General features: G+C 64.4%; 18 protein-coding genes and 1 pseudogene. 7 read left to right on the top strand and 12 right to left on the bottom strand.

Going from position 1 to position 16579, the window contains the following annotated elements; genetic code table 11:
• Positions 1-24: 24 nt before the first annotated feature.
• The 7 genes from manD to J7E80_RS00560 all read right to left on the bottom strand — a co-directional run bounded on the left by manD (position 25) and on the right by J7E80_RS00560 (position 7425).
• Complete coding sequence (gene manD / locus J7E80_RS00590) at positions 25-1254, bottom strand: D-mannonate dehydratase ManD (RefSeq protein ID WP_215049535.1); 1230 nt, start codon at positions 1252-1254, stop codon at positions 25-27.
• 62 nt (positions 1255-1316) lie between these two features.
• Positions 1317-2330, bottom strand: coding sequence for a sugar kinase (locus J7E80_RS00585; protein ID WP_311380726.1), 1014 nt, complete (start codon positions 2328-2330; stop codon positions 1317-1319).
• Entirely contained in the window at positions 2327-3025 is a 699-nt protein-coding gene (locus J7E80_RS00580; RefSeq protein WP_251036258.1) for a bifunctional 4-hydroxy-2-oxoglutarate aldolase/2-dehydro-3-deoxy-phosphogluconate aldolase, read from the bottom strand. The genes J7E80_RS00585 and J7E80_RS00580 overlap by 4 nt, the downstream gene beginning before the upstream one ends.
• A 56-nt stretch (positions 3026-3081) precedes the next feature.
• Positions 3082-4230, bottom strand: coding sequence for a galactonate dehydratase (gene dgoD, locus J7E80_RS00575; protein ID WP_215049534.1), 1149 nt, complete (start codon positions 4228-4230; stop codon positions 3082-3084).
• A gap of 9 nt (positions 4231-4239) precedes the next feature.
• Positions 4240-5121 carry a carbohydrate ABC transporter permease gene (locus J7E80_RS00570; protein ID WP_215049533.1) on the bottom strand — a complete coding sequence of 294 codons (882 nt, stop codon included), beginning with the start codon at positions 5119-5121 and terminating at the stop codon, positions 4240-4242.
• Positions 5118-6056, bottom strand: a complete 939-nt coding sequence (locus tag J7E80_RS00565) for a carbohydrate ABC transporter permease (RefSeq protein WP_251036257.1) — start codon at positions 6054-6056, stop codon at positions 5118-5120. The genes J7E80_RS00570 and J7E80_RS00565 overlap by 4 nt, the downstream gene beginning before the upstream one ends.
• An 88-nt stretch (positions 6057-6144) precedes the next feature.
• Positions 6145-7425, bottom strand: coding sequence for an ABC transporter substrate-binding protein (locus J7E80_RS00560; protein WP_215049532.1), 1281 nt, complete (start codon positions 7423-7425; stop codon positions 6145-6147).
• Between the two features lie 133 nt (positions 7426-7558).
• Between J7E80_RS00560 and J7E80_RS00555 the strand changes: the two genes are divergently transcribed.
• Positions 7559-8359 carry a FadR/GntR family transcriptional regulator gene (locus J7E80_RS00555; RefSeq protein ID WP_215049531.1) on the top strand — a complete coding sequence of 267 codons (801 nt, stop codon included), beginning with the start codon at positions 7559-7561 and terminating at the stop codon, positions 8357-8359.
• A gap of 37 nt (positions 8360-8396) precedes the next feature.
• On the opposite strand, the gene J7E80_RS00550 is transcribed toward J7E80_RS00555, so the two are convergent.
• Positions 8397-9269 carry an NAD(P)-dependent oxidoreductase gene (locus tag J7E80_RS00550; protein ID WP_215049530.1) on the bottom strand — a complete coding sequence of 291 codons (873 nt, stop codon included), beginning with the start codon at positions 9267-9269 and terminating at the stop codon, positions 8397-8399.
• A 370-nt stretch (positions 9270-9639) separates the two neighbouring features.
• Between J7E80_RS00550 and J7E80_RS00545 the strand changes: the two genes are divergently transcribed.
• Positions 9640-10383 (top strand): GAF and ANTAR domain-containing protein, encoded by a 744-nt coding sequence (locus J7E80_RS00545; protein WP_215049529.1) that lies wholly within the window; start codon positions 9640-9642, stop codon positions 10381-10383.
• On the opposite strand, the pseudogene J7E80_RS24530 reads toward J7E80_RS00545, so the two are convergent.
• From J7E80_RS24530 to J7E80_RS00530, 3 genes and pseudogenes are all read right to left on the bottom strand, one after another.
• A pseudogene (locus J7E80_RS24530) lies at positions 10307-11379 on the bottom strand (cation diffusion facilitator family transporter). The gene J7E80_RS00545 and the pseudogene J7E80_RS24530 sit on opposite strands and share 77 nt — an antisense overlap.
• Positions 11376-11846, bottom strand: a complete 471-nt coding sequence (locus J7E80_RS00535; protein ID WP_215049528.1) for a transporter substrate-binding domain-containing protein — start codon at positions 11844-11846, stop codon at positions 11376-11378. Before J7E80_RS00535 ends, J7E80_RS24530 begins: the two are co-directional and overlap by 4 nt.
• 160 nt (positions 11847-12006) lie before the next feature.
• A complete protein-coding gene (locus tag J7E80_RS00530; protein WP_215049527.1) occupies positions 12007-12444 on the bottom strand; it encodes an Hsp20/alpha crystallin family protein in 438 nt (145 codons plus the stop codon).
• 394 nt (positions 12445-12838) lie between these two features.
• On the opposite strand from J7E80_RS00530, the gene J7E80_RS00525 reads away from it, so the two are divergent.
• Complete coding sequence (locus J7E80_RS00525) at positions 12839-12994, top strand: hypothetical protein (RefSeq protein ID WP_215049526.1); 156 nt, start codon at positions 12839-12841, stop codon at positions 12992-12994.
• A gap of 406 nt (positions 12995-13400) precedes the next feature.
• Positions 13401-13955, top strand: a complete 555-nt coding sequence (locus J7E80_RS00520; protein ID WP_215049525.1) for a mucin-associated surface protein — start codon at positions 13401-13403, stop codon at positions 13953-13955.
• A gap of 47 nt (positions 13956-14002) precedes the next feature.
• Here J7E80_RS00520 and J7E80_RS00515 read toward each other — a convergent pair whose 3' ends face one another.
• Entirely contained in the window at positions 14003-14617 is a 615-nt protein-coding gene (locus J7E80_RS00515; protein ID WP_215049579.1) for a TetR/AcrR family transcriptional regulator, read from the bottom strand.
• 150 nt (positions 14618-14767) lie between these two features.
• On the opposite strand from J7E80_RS00515, the gene J7E80_RS00510 reads away from it, so the two are divergent.
• From J7E80_RS00510 to J7E80_RS00500, 3 genes are all read left to right on the top strand, one after another.
• The gene (locus J7E80_RS00510; protein WP_215049524.1) at positions 14768-15007 is read left to right on the top strand and encodes a hypothetical protein; all 240 of its coding nucleotides are present in this window, start codon (positions 14768-14770) and stop codon (positions 15005-15007) included.
• A gap of 220 nt (positions 15008-15227) precedes the next feature.
• Complete coding sequence (locus tag J7E80_RS00505) at positions 15228-15731, top strand: sensor histidine kinase (protein ID WP_215049523.1); 504 nt, start codon at positions 15228-15230, stop codon at positions 15729-15731.
• Between the two features lie 87 nt (positions 15732-15818).
• Positions 15819-16484, top strand: a complete 666-nt coding sequence (locus J7E80_RS00500) for a nucleoside/nucleotide kinase family protein (protein WP_215049522.1) — start codon at positions 15819-15821, stop codon at positions 16482-16484.
• Positions 16485-16579 lie beyond the last annotated feature (95 nt).

The following is a 16579-nucleotide window of genomic DNA, read 5'->3' as shown; positions in this document are numbered from 1 at the left end:
CCCACTCTGCTCAGCCCCTGCTCATCACCAGTCGTGGACTGTTCCGTCGACGAGGCGGTTGTAGGGCAGGTAGGCCTGCTGGTACGGATACGCGGCGGCGGCTTCCTCGTTGAACCCGACGCCGATCCCCGGCTTGTCGCCCGGATGGAGGTAGCCGTCGGTGAAGGTCATGGACTGCTCAAACACCGTGTTGGTGGCGGCGGAGTGCTGCATGTATTCCTGGATGCCGTAGTTGTGGATCGCCAGGCCCACGTGCAGCTGTGCGGCGAACCCGACCGGGGAAATGTCTGTGGGCCCGTGGAAGCCGGACTTGATCTGGTACTGCGCGGCGAAGTCCATGACCTTCTTCAGCGGCGAAATCCCGCCAAAGTGCGTGGACGCAGCCCGCACGTAGTCGATGAGCTGTTCCTTGATGATCGTCTGGTAGTCGTAGACGGTGTTGAAGATCTCCCCGATGGCCAGCGGCGTGGTGGTGTGCGAACGGACCAGGCGCAGCGCCTCCTGGTTTTCGGCCGGGGTGCAGTCCTCCAGCCAGAACAGGTCATACGGCTCCAGCGCCTTGCCCAGCTTCGCGGCCTGGATCGGCGTCATCCGGTGGTGCCCGTCATGCAGCAGCGGCAGCTCCGGGCCGAACTCGTTCCGCACCGCCTCGAACACCCCGGGCAGGTGGCGCAGGTAAGCCCGCGTGTCCCAGTCCTCCTCCACCGGGAACGCGCCCCGCCCCGCCGGCTCGTAGTCGTAGCGCTCCCCCGACGCCTGCGCCTGCGCGGCCACCCCGTACACCGCCTTGATCCCCGGCACGGCGGTCTGGATCCGCACCGACTTGTACCCCAGCTCCAGATGCTCCCGGACCGAATCAAACAACGACGGGATGTCCGAACCCGAAGCGTGGCCGTAGGCCCGCAGCCCGTTCCTCGACGCACCGCCCAGGAGCTGGTACACCGGCATGCCCGCCATCTTGCCCTTGATGTCCCACAACGCCATGTCCACCGCCGCGATCGCGGCCATTGTCACCGGCCCCCGCCGCCAGTACGAGGACCGGTACAGGAACTGCCAGGTGTCCTCGATCCGGTGCGGATCCTTCCCGACCAGCAACTGCGCGACATGCTCCTTCAAGTACGCCGCGACGGCGAGCTCGCGCCCGTTCAGCGTGGCGTCACCGATACCGGTCACACCATCCTCGGTAGTGACACGAAGAGTCACGAAATTACGGGAGGGGCTCGTCACAAAGACTTCCGCGGCAATGATTTTCACAACAGGTCCAGGCTTTCTTTCAGGTCAGTCGATGTACGGTTTCCGGCCTTCCGGCCGGGCGTCTAGCGTTGGGTGCTGCCGGCAATGTGGTTGCCCAACAGCGCGAGCTCCCCGGTGCTCGGGAGGCCTTCCCAGTCACCGGCCGTGCTGACGGCGAAGGCTCCCGCGACGGCGCCGCGCTGCAGCCGCCCGGCCACGTCTTCGCCGTCGAGGAGCGCAGAGAGGTAGCCGGCGGTGAAGGCATCCCCGGCGCCGACGGTATCGATGCTGGTCACCGGCACGGCGGGCACCTCCCACCGCCCGTCGGCGGTGTAGGCGGCAGCACCGGCGGCACCCCGCTTGACCACCACCTCCCGCACGCCCTGTTCCAGCAGCCGCTTCGCGAGGAGAAACTCGTCGGCGTCGGAAAGGCCCGCTGCCGGGCCGGAATCCGGATCGGAATCGGGATCCTGACCCGGATCCGCACCCGGCGCCACAAGGTCCAGTTCATCCTCCGAGGCGATCACGATCGCTGCGTGCCGGGCGATCGGGGCGAGGGCGGCGCGCGCCTCATCCCGTGACCAGAGCTTGGCCCGGTAGTTGACGTCCAGCGAAACCAGGATGCCCTCGCCGGTGGCGCGTTCGGCGGCGTACTCCACTGCGCGCCGCGCCTCAGGGCTGAGGGCGGCCGTGATTCCGGTCAGGTGGACCGCTCTGGCGCCGTCCCGGAGCGCTGCGTGTACGTCGGGGATGCTGAGCGTGGACCCGGCCGATCCGGCCCGGTAGTAGAAGGCACGGCTGACGTCCGCAGTCCGCTGCTCCAGGAACATCACCCCCGTGTTGCGAGCGGCCTCTTTCCGGTGGTAGACCTCGACACCCTCGGAGCGCAGTTGGCGCAGAATGAACTCACCGTGCGGATCGGCGCCCACCACGCCGGCCCACCGCACACGGTGCCCCAGCCGTGCCGCCCCGACGGCCACGTTCGATTCGGCACCGGCCACGTGCATCGACAGGCTGCCTCCCGCCGACAGCGGACCGTCGGATCGCAGCGACACCATGGATTCACCCATAGTCAGGAGGTCGACGGCGGCCGTCACCGCAGCGCTGCCGTCCGGCTGCCGAAGTCGGCGGCCAGATTGACGAAGCCGCGGGCGCGCTCACGCACCGGAGCCAGGTCCCCGCCGGAGCCGGCGTCACCGAACAGCGGTCCGCCGAGTCCAACGCCGATTGCGCCGGCTTCCCAGTAGCTGGCCGCTTCCTCCAGCCCCACGCCGCCCACGGCGATGAAGGGAATGTCCGGAAAGGGGTCGCGCAGCGCCTTGAGGTAGCGCGGCCCGCCGATGGATGCAGGGAAGAGTTTGACCGCCGTGGCACCGCAGTTCATCGCCTCCAAGGCCTCGCTCGGGGTCAGTGCACCGGCCAGCACGGGGATCCCCCGCCGTGCTGATTCCACAATCGACTCCGTGAGGGCCGGCGTCACTGTGAACTGGGCTCCAGCCTCGGCGACGTCGTCAACATCCCGCGCCGTCAAAACCGTCCCCGCCCCGACAAAGCAGCCCGCGGGTGCCGCTGCGCGCACATCCCGGATGGCCCCAAGGGCGCCGGGCGTGGTCAGTGCAATTTCAACGAAGCGGAACCCTTCCTCCATCGCGGCGAGGGCAGCTTGTCCGGCGGCGGGGCCGTCGGTGCCGCGCACGATCGCGACGAGCCGCGTTTCCCTGATTCCAACCAGCAGGGACTTAGGGGTCAAGGTGTTCTCCATTGCGGGCCTCTCCACGTCTTGCTTGATCATCAGCGCTCTCCTTCCGGGTTCATCAGTCGGGGTTCATCACTCGGGGCTCCACCCGCTCACCACTCGGCGAACGACCCGTCCGGGTGCCGCCACACCGGGCCACGCCAGGCATGGCCCTGTTTGTCGGCCGCGCGGACAATCGCTTCGTCAATCTCAATGCCCAGGCCAGGTCCCGTGAGCCGTTCAATGTGCCCGTCCACGAACTTCAACGGCGTCTTGTCCACCACATAGTCCAGGACTTCCGCGCCCTGGTTGTAGTGGATGCCGATGCTCTGCTCCTGGATCAGGAAGTTATGCGTCGCGAAGCCCACCTGAAGGCAGGCTGCCAGGGCCAGCGGACCCAGGGGGCAATGCGGCGCCAGTTGCACCTCATACACCTCGGCGAGGGAGGCGATCTTGCGGACTTCGGTGATGCCGCCCGCATGGGAGAGGTCGGGCTGGGCCACCGCGATGCCGGCCTGCAGCGCGGGCAGGAACTCCTGCCGGCTGTACAGCCGCTCACCGGTGGACACCGGCGTCGTGGTGGACGATGTGAATTCGCGGAGCAGGTGGGTGTTCTCCGGCACCACCGGTTCCTCAAGAAAGAACGGCCGGTACGGCTCCAGCAGCGGCGCCACGCGGCGGGCGTTGGCAAGGCTGAAGCGGCCATGGAAATCAACGGCCACGTCCCGGTGGTCCCCCAGGACTTCCCGGGCGGCGGCCACCCGGCGGACCACGCCGTCGAGCTCTGCGACGGAGGCGACCGGGCTCATCCGGCCGCTAGCGTTCATTTTGACGGCGGTCAGGCCCACTTCCAGCTGGGCGCTGATCTGGTCGGCCACCTCGTTGGGTTCGTCCCCGCCCACCCAGCCGTACATCCGGATGCGGTCGCGGACCGGGCCGCCGAGCAGCTGGTGGACCGGGGCGTTGAAGTGCTTGCCGGCGATGTCCCACAGCGCCTGGTCCAGCCCGGACACGGCGCTGGCCAGGATGGGTCCGCCTCGGTAGAAGGAGCCCTTGGTCATGACCTGCCAGTGGTCCTCGATCCGGAGGGCGTCCTGGCCGATCAGGAGTTCGGAGAGCTGCCCGACGGCGGTGCGGACGGTTTCGCTGCGGCCCTCGCAGCTTGCCTCTCCCCAGCCCACGATCCCGCTGTCCGTCTCGACGCGGACGAACAGCCAGCGCGGCGGGACGAGGAAGGTTTCTACTCTGCTGATGCGCGTCACGGTGTACCCCTAGCCCTTGGTGGCGCCGGCGGTCATGCCGGACACGATGTATTTCTGCGTGAAGAGCGCAATGATCATGATCGGGATGGTCACCACGGTGGCGGCGGCCATCAGTCCGCCCCAGTCGATGCTGGCGTAGGAGACGAAGTCGAAGATGGCCACGGGCAGAGTCTTCGTCTTCGAGCCGGACAGGACCAGCGCGAACATGAAGTTGTTCCACGAGAAGATGAAGGACAGGATCCCCGCGGTGGCCATGCCGGCCACGGACAGCGGCAGGGTGATGCGGCGGAACGCGCCGATCGGCGTAAGTCCGTCCACCTGCGCCGACTCCTCGAGTTCCAGCGGCAGCGAATCGAAGTAGCTCATCATGATGTACACGATCAGCGGCAGGGCGACGAACATGTGGCTGAGGATCAGCACCTCAAACCCGCCCACCATCTTCAGGTTGGAGAAGACGTAGTACCAGGGCACCAGCAGGGAGACGCCGGGGATGACGCGGGCCATCAGGACCACCAGCGCCGAGCGGTGCATGGTGAACCGGCTCATGGCGTAGGCGGCCGGGACGCCCAGGACCAGCGACAGGGCCGTGGAAACGAAGGCCACCCAGAAGCTGTTGAGGATGAAGACGAAGTAGTTGTTGCGCTGCAGCACGTTGGCGTAGTTCTCGCCGGTGGGCGTGAATAGGAAGGACTTGCCGGCGTCGTAGATGTCCACGTTGGTCTTGAAGGAGGCCAGCAGCATCCAGAACAGCGGCGCGATCAGGAACAGCACCACCGCGATCAGGGCCACCACGCGGAAGGTCTTGTAGGCGCGGCTGCGCAGCGGCTTCCTGCGGCGTGCCATCTGTGGCCGTTGCCGCGCCGGTGCCTGGGGTTCAGTCAGGAGGGTCATTTGCTTACCGCTTTCTTGCGCATGGTCAGCAGCCACATGGAGCCAATGATGATCATGAAGAACAGGATCAGCACGGCCGAGGACAGCCCGTACTGGTTGTAGTCGAAGCTCAGTCCGTAGGCGTAGACGTTCAGGGTCTCTACCTCGTGGAAGGAACCGCCGCCCTTGCCCTTGGTGGCGTAGAGGATGTCGAAGGTCTTCAGGGCGTCGATGCCGCGAAGCAGGATGGCCGCGATGACCGTGGGCATCATGAGCGGCAGGGTGACGTAGAAGAAGCGCTGGAATGCGTTGGCGCCGTCCATGCGGGCGGCCTCGTCCGGCTCGTCGGAGAGGGCTGTCAGTCCGGCCAGGAGAATGAGGACCACCATGGGGGTCCACTGCCAGACGTCCATGAAAATGGTGGTGGGCAGCGCGGAATCCTGCCCGGAGAGCCACGGCTGCGGCGGAATGCCCACGAGGCCCAGCAGCTGGTTGGCGAAGCCGATGTTCGGATCGAAGATCAGGCGCCACATCATGCCGACCGCCACGGGAGTGGCCACGAGCGGCAGCAAAATGGCCACGCGGACCCACTTTTCACCGCGGAACGGACGCCACAGGAGCAGGGCAATGCCCATGCCGAGAATGATTTCGCAGCCGAGCGCCACGAGGGTGAAGGACAGCGTGCGGCCCACGGCCGGCCAGAACCGTTCGGTGTCGGTGAGGACCGTGGCATAGTTTTCGAAACCCACGAAGTCCGATGCCGCGCGCACCGACCCCTGGGAATCGGTCAGGCTCAGGTACAGGGTCCAGGCGAGCGGAAAGATGATGAGGACGCCCACGAAGATCATGGCGGGCGCTGCGAACAGCCATTTCCGGTGGCGGTTGGCCCAGGCGGAGAAATTCTCCTGGGCGCTAACCGTTCGTCCGGAGGTCCGTGCAGGGGTCAGTACAGACATGGTTCACCTAAGGAGTTGGGGGTGAAATCTTCAGCGGACGACGGCGGGACAACAGCCAGGCGGTAGTCCCGCCGTCGCGCTTAGTTACTTACTTTTCGTCGTCCAGGAACTTCTGGAACGCGGTGTTGGCCGTGTCGGCGGCTGCAGCCGCGTCGGCGCCGGTGATGGAGGCGACGATGGGGCCGCCGACGATTTCACGGGCCTTGCCCACGGTGAGGACCTGCGGGCGGTCGTGGCCAACGCCGTTTTCAGCGCTCACGGCGATGGCAGCTGCGAGGTCTTTCGGGTAGGTGGCGGTGCCGGCGGGATCGGCCCAGACGGACGCGCGGGGGCCGGGGACGCCGGCCTTCTGTGCCGCAAAGGTGCGCTCCTTGCTCGTGGCCCACTTGATGAACTTCCAGGCGTTGTCCTGGTTGGCCGAAGCCTCGTTGACGGCGAGGCCCCAGGACGGGATGTTGTACGGCTTGGAACCGGCCGGCCCGGCCGGCAGCGGCGCGAAGCCAACGGTGTCAGCGACCTTGGACTTGGCCGGATCCGTGGCGTTCTTGTAGAGGGAATCCGCCTCGGTGTAGAAGGCGGCCTTGCCCTGGGTGAAGATGGCCATTGCCTCGGGCCAGCTCATGTCCGTGCTGACGTTCTTGGGGCCGTAGTTCTTGATGAGGCCGCCGTAGAAGGCGTAGGCCTTTTTGGCTTCTTCGGTTCCGACGGCGGACTTGCCGCTTTCATCCATGAAGTCACCGCCGAAGCTGTACAGGAAGCTGGAGAACTGGGTGACGGCTGCGGACTTGCCGGTCCGGGCCACGAAGCCTGCCGTGTCTGCCGAGGAGATCTTCTTTGCCGCAGCCTCGAGCTCCTCCATGGTCTTGGGAACGTCGAGGCCGGCGGCCTTCAGCAGGTCCTTGCGGTAGTAGAGGACCTCACGTTCGGTGATGATGGGGACGCCCGTCACCTTGTCCTCGTAAGTGCTGGCCTGCACGGGCCCGTCTTGGTAGTCCTTCCAGTCCCACTCCGCGTCTTCGGCAACCTTGCTGGTCAGGTCGGCGAGGTAGCCGTTGCGGGCAAACGCCTTGCCTTCCTGCAGCGGGCGGTACATCATGACGTCGATTTCGTCGCTGCCCGCGTTGAGCTTGACGTTGTACTGGTCGGAGAGCTGGTCTTCACCGAGTTGGGTGAGTTCGACCTTGAGTCCGGAGGATTTCTCAAACTCGGGTATCGCTGCCTTGATTCCCTCGCTCCAGACGTGATTAGCGAGGGTGACCCGGACAGTGTCCGAGCCTTTGGACTCGCTGCTTCCGCCTCCGCAGGCGGTCAGCCCCAGCGAGAGGGCCGCGGCGACGGCCGCATACTTCATTACTGAACGTCGCTTCATTACGACTCCCTAAATCAGGGCCAGCTTGTCGCTGGCCGCCTGCAAACGCATCCTTGCATCTGCTCTGGAAGCGAGCATAGGTAAATAAAGCGGACTTAAACAACCCCTTGCGCCACACCAGTATGATTTATTTATGAAATCTCCAAAGGCGGAGCACTCCCACTACATGCCGAGTTCGTTTCTGGAGCGGCTGGGTCTCGCTATTGCAGACGGCACGCTTCCGCCGCACGCCGTCCTCCGGATCGACGAGCTGGAAGCCGAGCACAAGGTCGCCCGGTCGGTTGTCCGGGAAGCGACGAAGGTGCTCTGCTCCATGGGCATGCTGGAGTCCCGGCGTCGCCTCGGGACAGTGGTCCAGGAGGAGGCATGCTGGAACCTCTACGATCCCCAGGTCATCCGCTGGCGGCTGGCGTCATCAGCACGGCTAGACCAGCTACGGGCACTGAACGAACTCCGCGGTGCGATTGAGCCGCAGGCGGCCCGGCTCGCCGCGGGCCGCATTTCGCTGGAGGACGGAAGCGACCTCGTCTCCCTGGCAGCGAAGCTGTGGGCAGCAGGCCAGGGAGACAACCAGGAGCAATTCCTTCTGCTGGACATCGACTTCCACGCCGCTGTACTCAAGGCGTCGGGGAACCCTATGTTCTCCCAGCTCCATAACCTGGTCCGTGAGGTCCTCACCGGCCGCACCGAGCACGGCCTCATGCCGCACCTCCCGCACCACGAGGCACTGCAACTGCACGTTGAGGTGGCGAGCGCAATCCAACGCGGTGAAGCAGAACGGGCCCACGCCGCAATGAGCAGGATCGTGGAGCAGTCCACCGAGGAGATGGGCGATATCTGGTTCCGGCAGGAAGGCGATGCCAGGGAAGGGGCTGTTCCTGAAACCGCTGTTACAGAGCCTGCAGCTGAGGGCGGGCGGCGAACGGACAATTAAGTCCTAACAGTCCGGCACTCCAAACCAGGGTGCATCTTCAGTCTTCGGTTGGGGTGGTGCGGTTCGAATGGTAAGTCCGCCAGCTGTGCTCGGGCGCGAATCCGAGGAGCCGCTTTGCCTTGTCGATGGAAAGCATCGTTTCGTGTTCCCCCAACTCCTTGGTCACTTTGACGTTGGGAAATACTTCGGCTGCCAGGCTCGCGCTGGAACGGCTCATCACCGTGTCTTCATTGGCGATAATGAAGGCCTCGAACCCGGGCTTGGCGTTCTCCAAGGCGCGCGCCACCGCCTGGGCACCGTCGCGGCCGTCGATGTAGCCCCAGAGGTTCCATTTGCGCAGGGTCGCGTCAGCGTCGAAGGACGGGAAGGCCTCATAGTCCTCGGGATCCATCACGTTGGAGAACCGCAGGCCCGTGATGCTGAGCTCCGGGTCCCACCTCGTCATTTCGATTGCCATCCGCTCCTCCAGGTGCTTCACCAGCGAGTAGGTGCTTTCCGGCCGCGCCGGATATTCCTCATCCACCGGGATATAGGGAGGGTCGACGTCGAACGGCAGTCCCAGCAGCGTCTCACTGGAAGCGTAAACGACTTTCTTGATACCGGCCCTGCGGGCCGCCTGGAACACGTTGTACGTGGACAGCATGTTGTTTTCGAAGGTGGCGGCGTCCGGCACAAGTCCCGGAGCCGGGATGGCGGCAAGGTGGACAATCGCATCAAATCCCCGGTGCCGGTCATCCAGGCCAAGGATGACGTCCACAACCTGGCCATAGTCCCGCAGGTCCACCACGGCGAGCGCCGCACTCCTCTCCCCCGCCCGGTCCAGGTTCAGGATGGCGTGGCCGTCTTCGGTGAGCCTGCGGACTACGCTGCGCCCAAGCTTTCCGCTTCCGCCGGTTACAGCAATTCTCATGATGGTCTCCTCTGCCTGGTTCGCTGGCTGGCCCAGGTGCCAATGAGCCGCCTGTTTGAAGATTGCCGGAGCGGATTCCGCCGGTCACCTTCCTCCCCAGCCTAGGTGTGCCGGCGGACCGGCGCAGCCCTTTGGCAGGCCCTGTTAGTTCTAGGAAAAACAGAGCCGCATGGCGGACCTGCCGTTTTCATCCTCCGGACTTGCCGTCCTGATGACCTTCGAACTGGTGTATATAATTTCCCGGTACGGTTTAGCAGAAGGCCGTTGGATAGTTGTTCGATCCGGCTCTTTTGCTGCCGCTGCCCTCCTCTTCCGTGGAATGCGCTGCCCGCCGGCTCGTCTTGACCTGAGCGAAACGGTACTGGGAATCGTGGCCCGCGAGTCGACCGCAAAAACTGAAACATCAATCACAGAGCACCTGAATAAAATGGTGCTCGCCAGCTCGGATGTGGAGGATTTCCTCCATGAGCTCGCACGGGTTTCCGCCCGAAGCCTGTCCGTTCCCGGTGACGAAGTCCTGTGCGGCATCACCCTGTTGCGGCATCGCAAAGCCGCCACTGTGGCCAGCAGCAGTCCCGAAGCGCAGGCCATGGACGAAATACAGTACGACTTCGGCGACGGACCCTGCATGACAGCTTCGCGCGAGCAGGTGACCGTCCATATCACCGATCTTGAAGACCATGAACGGTGGCCGCAGTACGCGCGCACAGTGCTGGGCCACGGGGTGCGCTCCATTTTGGCGATCCCCTTCCGGCTCGAAGGCGAGACGCGCGCTGCCTTGAACCTCTACTCCCACCGTCGGGATCGGTTCGAGGGCAAAGTCCTGGAGCTGGCGGAAGACTTTGTTAGCCAGACCTCCATGGCGCTGCGGCTTGCCGTGCGGTTCGCCCACTACAGTGATACGGCAGCGAACCTCAAGGCCACACTGGAAACACGGACGGTGATTGATGTTGCCGTCGGGGTGATCATGGCGCAGAACCGGTGCAGCCAGGAGGAGGCGTTCGAGCTTTTGAAGGCAGCCTCAAGCACCCGGAACATCAAACTCCACAGCGTCGCGACGGCGATCGTCGATTCACTCGGGCAGGGCTCTGCAAAGACACACTACGAGGGGTGACGGCTAAGTACTCGGCCCCCGGCGCCCGGAGTCCAGGCAGGAACTCTTCCGGCAACTCCGCAACCGGGACGATGACGATGTCCTGCACCTTCCAGTCGAGCCCGGCACAGGCTTTACGTGCTTCCTCCATGATTTTCAGGGTTGGAAGCCTGCCCCCGGCCGGCACCACAAGGATTCGATATGGAAGACATGCCCCTCATCCCGGTTGCGTGAGGCCGCCTCGCTCACCAGGGAAGACCCTTCAGGTAGATGTCGATCCGCCGGTTGAGTGGATCGGGTGCGGAGTCATCCACCGTGTGCGCCTGGGTATCGATCAGGGCTCCCACAGCACCGCGGAAATTTCTCACCCCGTCCCGAAGAATGCTTATGGAAATCAGTATCGCCGCGGCATAGTCAGCCCACCAAAGGCCCGCGCCAATGCCGAGAACACCGATGGCGGCAGCTCCGGTTGTCATCCAATCTGCCTTGTTCATATCGGCGTCGGCATAGAGCACTTTGTCGTGGAGCGCCTGGGCCAGATTGAATTTGACCCGTCCAAGATAGACCGGAGGGGCCGCCGTCAGCAGCATCGCCCCGACCATGAGCCAGCCAAGCCAGATGGTATGCCCGAACAGCTCAATACCCCGATCGTCGGATGCTCCGCACTGAACAAACCGGCGGCGGAGTCTACGATCAGGAACGCGCCCATGGCCACCAGGGCCATTGCGGCAACCAGGTGTGCGATTCCCACCGAGCGGTGATAGCCGTACGGGTGTTTCTTTGTAGGAGGGCGCCGGATCAGCCGGACGGCCAGCAGGAATGCGATCGGCGGAAGGACCGAGAGGAGGTCCTCGATCCATCCTGCGAATTGCCCAGGACCAGGAAGACGAGCGTCGCGGAAACTGTCAGAAGGGCGAATGTTATCCACTCGAATTTGATTGCCTTCTGCAGGGCGTCTTTTTGCTTCTGGGGCAACTCGGTGTTCCCGAACCTGCCGACTGCATCCGTGCGGCTCATCCCTGCACGTCCTGTTCCAGAAGAAAGCGATCCAGTGCCAGCAGAAAGGCGTTTTCGCCCAGCCGCACCAGAAGTACATGCTCCACCGTCTTGCCAAAGGCGTCCTTCGATTCCGTATACGGCCGCGTAGTTCCCGCATGCGTAATCCACGGCGTCTCGGCGGCAAAGCCGCCGACCACCAGATCCAGCTCGCCCTCCTTGAGTGCCTTGGTCAGCTCCTGCTCACTTCCGGTCACCCACTCAGGGGTGGCACCGATGGTGGCGGCGAAGGAGCGTACCAGCGAGGGCTCGATTCCGCGAGGTTCCTGTCCCTGCCCGAGGCTGACCCACTTGCCGTTGGCTGTGGCGCCGACGCGCAGGGTCCCGCCAGAGACCCGCTCCAAGGTGCCATTCGGGTCCGCTGGCATTGAGACGCCGCAACCAACCATCCCTCCGGCCAAGGTGAAAACGGCAAGCATCACCGCCATACGCCGGGCGAGCGTATGTCTGATCCAACACACTGCGTCCCTTTCGCCGACCGGGCAGCCGCGCTTCCAGCGTGCGCGGCCGCGTCACGTGTAGGTCGACTCTATCCAACGCAGACTCAAGAGTGCGGAGACGCCTCACCGGCCCGCCAGCCGTTTGCTCCTAGACTGCGGAACCAGGCGTCGCCCCGGAACCTCGGGAGACAGGGATCTTCCGTGCCCCAGCGGCAGGTTCTTCGGGTACCGGGATCCGGACTTCCAGGATCCCGTCCGTGTAAGAGGCGCGGACGTCCTCCTGATTCACGGGAGCGGGCAGAGTGACCGTTCGAGCAAACGTGCCGTAGCGGAATTCCGTGCGGTACCCCTCTTTGCCCCTGTGCTCGCTTTTTTCCTCATGCCTGACTGAAATCTGCAACTGGTTGCCCACCAAGGTGATATCGACGTCGTTGTCCGGGTCGATCCCCGGGACCTCGGCCTTGACTACCAGAGTCCCGGCCTCGCGGAATTCCTCCACGCGAAGCCAGGAGTCGAGGTCTCCTTCAAGGAACCGACGGAAGGGCTCCGGAAAGTCCACACCGGCGCGGCGGAGAATGTTGGCCATCGCTGATACCTCCTGTCTGCTTCCGGCCCGGTTTCGGCTGACGAGGGAAGGGGCCGGAATGGGTCCCGACACCAATAAACTACGCCCGGGCCATCCGGATGTTAAGGGCGCAACTGTTAGGAGCACGGCGGTTGGGGCACGGCGGTTAAGGGCACGGCGGTTAAGGGAACAGCGCGGTCGCCAAACAACCTGCTTCCCCGGTTGCTTGTGAAAACCCCGGGATTTCCTGATGGAAATCCTGATACTCCCGCATATGGGGATGATGGCCCACCCCAGACCCCCCATTTCCCCGCTCGGCGACCGAAATGCGGGGGATTGGGCGACGAGGTTTTCACAGGAGGTCCGCGCGATATTGAGTCTGTCCGGCAGTGCGGCCATTGAAAGGGGAGCCCTGATGAAGAAGCTGTTACTCCTATGTCTGCCCTTGACCGCCGTTGCCGGGCTTCAGGCATGGAGCCAGGCGCTGGCAGCCGAGCCGGCGCCCGTCCAGGCACCAGGCATAGTGGTTCCTTATCTGGCCGGGGACCAGGGAGGCCCGAATGGCCGCTAACGTCCCGGCCCCGCAGGAGCGTGAACCGCGGGCGGGCTCTGGAGTCAGTGAACTCCAACCATCCGGCCGCCCTGTACAAAGTGATGCCTGTCCGGGCCATCCGGACCGGACATTGATGCGCCAGCAGGTCATCGACCTCATCCTGGACATCATCTCGGCCACGGATCCCCAGTCGGAGATACGGCAGAGATTGTTGCGCCATCTCTCCGCCCACCCAGGCTGCCCCGAACAGGCCCTGCTGTGCCACCTGCTCGAGAACTCAGGGCGGCCGATGGCCTCGGCCGAGTCAACAATAGAAGCTAAGTAGGCTTATGATTTATTCGGTTGCCGCTACAAGAACGGCGCCGCTTCGGCACCGAGGCAGGAACCCCTCAGCGGCGGAATCGACTGGCAAAGGCAAGGAACCATGGTGGATTGGCTGGACCGCAGACTTAGGCGGCTGCGCGTTGCCGTCAGGCTGTTGGCCGCCGCTCTCATCATTGCGATTGCCGGCTGCGCCCCACCCCCGGATCTGGAAGCAAAGACCGGCAGGGAGCTGCAATCCCGTGTCCTGGCTGTCACAACGGCGGCGGCTACAGGGGACCCGGCAACAGGACTGCGGACGCTTGACGAACTGGTCGAGCACCTGACGCGGGCTGCGGCAAACGGTGACGTGTCATTCAAGCGCCACCAAAGCATCATGAAAGCCGTCGAGGCAGTCCGGGCAAGCCTTCGGGCAGCCGCTGCCGCAGAGGCCGCCGCCAGCAAGGCTGCGGCAGAGAAGGCTGCGGCAGCAACGGCGGCTGCGGAAAAGGCCACGGCGGCCAAAGAGTCGGAAGCTGCTGCAGAAGGGTCCGACCAGAACCTGGCCACCAATCAGCCCACGGTTACCCTGGCACCCCAACCCGCCCAGACACCCCAGTCTGCCAAGGAAGCTCCGGCCAGGGGGTCGGACAAAGGCAAAGGCAAGAAGGATGGCTAACGTGCACATGAGCCGTCGGCGGAAGTACTGCCAGCGCCGTGCCCGCGTCAGCTCTGGTGGTGGGCGATCAGCCAGCCCGCCATCTGCTGGGCGCGCTTGGAGGCCAGGAAGTCACCCTCGGTGGCGGAGATGATGGAACCCTTCATGAGAATGTGCCACGAGCGGGCGAACTCTTCTGTGTCGCGCAGGCCTGCTTCCTCGGCGAGCGCCTGCAGGTGGCCGCGGATCCGGGCGAGGTAGCCGATGCTGGCCTCCCCCAGCGGATGGTCGGGGCCCATTTCCAGGAGAACGTTAATGAAGGTGCAGGCTTCGAAATCATCACGCTGGAACCAGTCACCAAAAACATCAAAGATGGCCAGCAGCCGTTCCTCGGGCGAGTTACCCCGGCGCCTGGCCTCGGAGATGATGAGATCCACGGTCCACACCTGATCGCGGAGTGAGAGGAAGGCAAGAACCAGGGCGTCCTTCGATGGGAAATGCCGATAGAAGGTGGATTTGGCCACGCCGGAACGCTCGATCAGCTCGTTAATGCCGACGTCGCGGATGCCTCGCCGCGAGAACAGCTCATAGGCAGCGGACAGTATCCGGTGCAGGGGTTCGTTCTGACCGGCACGAATCCCTTGGGGCAGCAGCGTGCTCCCTGTTGAATCAGGTGCGTTCATCAAACGGATACTCTACCTTGGGAACTTTGGGACTGGCAGAGACAGACCTGTCTGTCTTATGGTTTTATCAGCGTGAAGCAGCATTTCCGAGGAACCATCCCTCTGGTGCTGCCGGCGGTACTGCAATGGAGCAGAGACAGGAGCACACCGATGGACGATGACGACATCCGGGCAGTGGAAGAAGCCGTGGCCACGCTGGAATCAGCGACCACAGAGCACGAGCCTGCCGCAATAACCCTGCAGACAGCCGTGGCAGCAGCGGTGACGCATGGCAAGCCCATCAGGGAAGTGGCCGCCGCAGCCCATATGACAGCACTGGAAGTGCTTGACGCCGCTGACGCAGTCACCTTTCCGCAGCAGGCGCTCCAGCCCTCGTCGTTGGCTCAGTAGCAGGGCCGAAACTCAGCGGAGGCGGCAGTTCCAGAGGGGCGTTGCCTACCCCTGTAAACGATAGGCCCAGGAAATCCAGCGGCTCAGGGAAACCTGATCGGATCCTGAGGAAATCCCGCGCTAAGCCTGATCCGTCGACGCCACCCTAAATACATCGGCCTCTGGGGAGCGATCCTCTGGGGGACAGATGCATTAGGACCGCTAGGAGGCGGACGGCGCCATGAACGCAGCGACTCTCGAAGAAGCCACTGAGATCGGGGGTGTAATCACGGATCCGCAGCCCGTGGACTTCCACCGGCTCGGACTCGCTGGCTGCATTGACAGGCTGACGGCACCGCTGCGCCGGCAGGGCGCGTGCGTCCACTGGGAGACACCGCATCATGGCCTTGAAATCTCGGCCAGTTGCGCCACCCTGCTCTACAAGTCAGCGCAGATTGCGTTGAGCAACACGTTCAAGCATGCACACGCCACTGACGTAACGGTGCGGCTTTCACCCGTCTTCCACGGAATCCGGTTGACGGTAGCGGACAACGGCACTGGATTCGGCTCCCAGTCGGGAAACCCCTCCGGCCAAGGCGAGGCGTTGGGGCCGGCAAACGCCGACGGCGGGCGGCCCGGACTCGGGATAATATCCGCGGCAGTCCAGGAAGCCGGCGGGACGGTGGCCATAGATTCCGATCCCGGATCGGGCACGGCAGTCACCATTACGATCCCGCTCGACTGAGCGGCTCCTCCCGACGCAGCTCCTCTCGGTGGAGCCGCGACTGGACCGGCAAACATCAGGCGCCGCACCTCGCCTAGGATTCTTTCCATGACTATGCCCAACGTGCAGCCGCAGGCAGTCCGGGCCTTCGACTCCCCGGCCATCCGGCAGGCCGTTATGGAGCTACGCCTACGGCTGACCGGCGGAATCCGGGTCCTGCTCGGAGTGGCCGGCGCGCCCGGCTCTGGAAAGTCCACTTTCGCCGCCTGCCTGGCGGAATCTTTCGGTCCCGGGTCGGCGCTCGTTGTTCCCATGGACGGCTTCCACCTCGGGAACGCCATCATTGACGGCACCCCGCTCAAGCAGCGCAAGGGCGCTCCGGACACCTTCGACGTCGGCGGCTACTTCTCGCTGCTGCAGCGGCTTGCGCGGCGGGACGAGGACATTGTTTATGCCCCCGACTTCCGGCGCGCGATCGATGAGCCTGTGGCAGCGTCCATCGCCGTTCCGGCGTCCGTGCCGCTGATTATCACCGAAGGCAACTACCTGCTGTCCGACGACCCGAAATGGCAGCAGGTGCGCTCCCAGCTGGACGAAGTGTGGTTCATCGACACTCCCCCGGGACTTCGCCTTTCGCGTCTCGTCGAGCGGCACATGCTCTTCGGAATGGACCGGCCGGCGGCCGAGGCCTGGGCCGCCGGATCCGACGAGGCCAATGCGCGCCTCATCGAAGCCACCCGGCACCGCGCCGACCGGGTCATCCCCTGGTTCTGACCGCAGAACCCTGATGCCCGCGCCGTTGGTGAGGCATCACTTCTGCCGCCGCCATCCTTTCTGCCCGGGGGTAGTGGAGAGGTCCAGATCCCCAA

It is taken from the genome of Arthrobacter sp. ISL-28 (genome assembly GCF_018613875.1).
Lineage (GTDB): Bacteria > Actinomycetota > Actinomycetes > Actinomycetales > Micrococcaceae > Arthrobacter.
The sequence above is the reverse complement of the archived record's forward strand: the minus strand, read 5'-3'. Positions and strand labels throughout refer to the sequence as shown.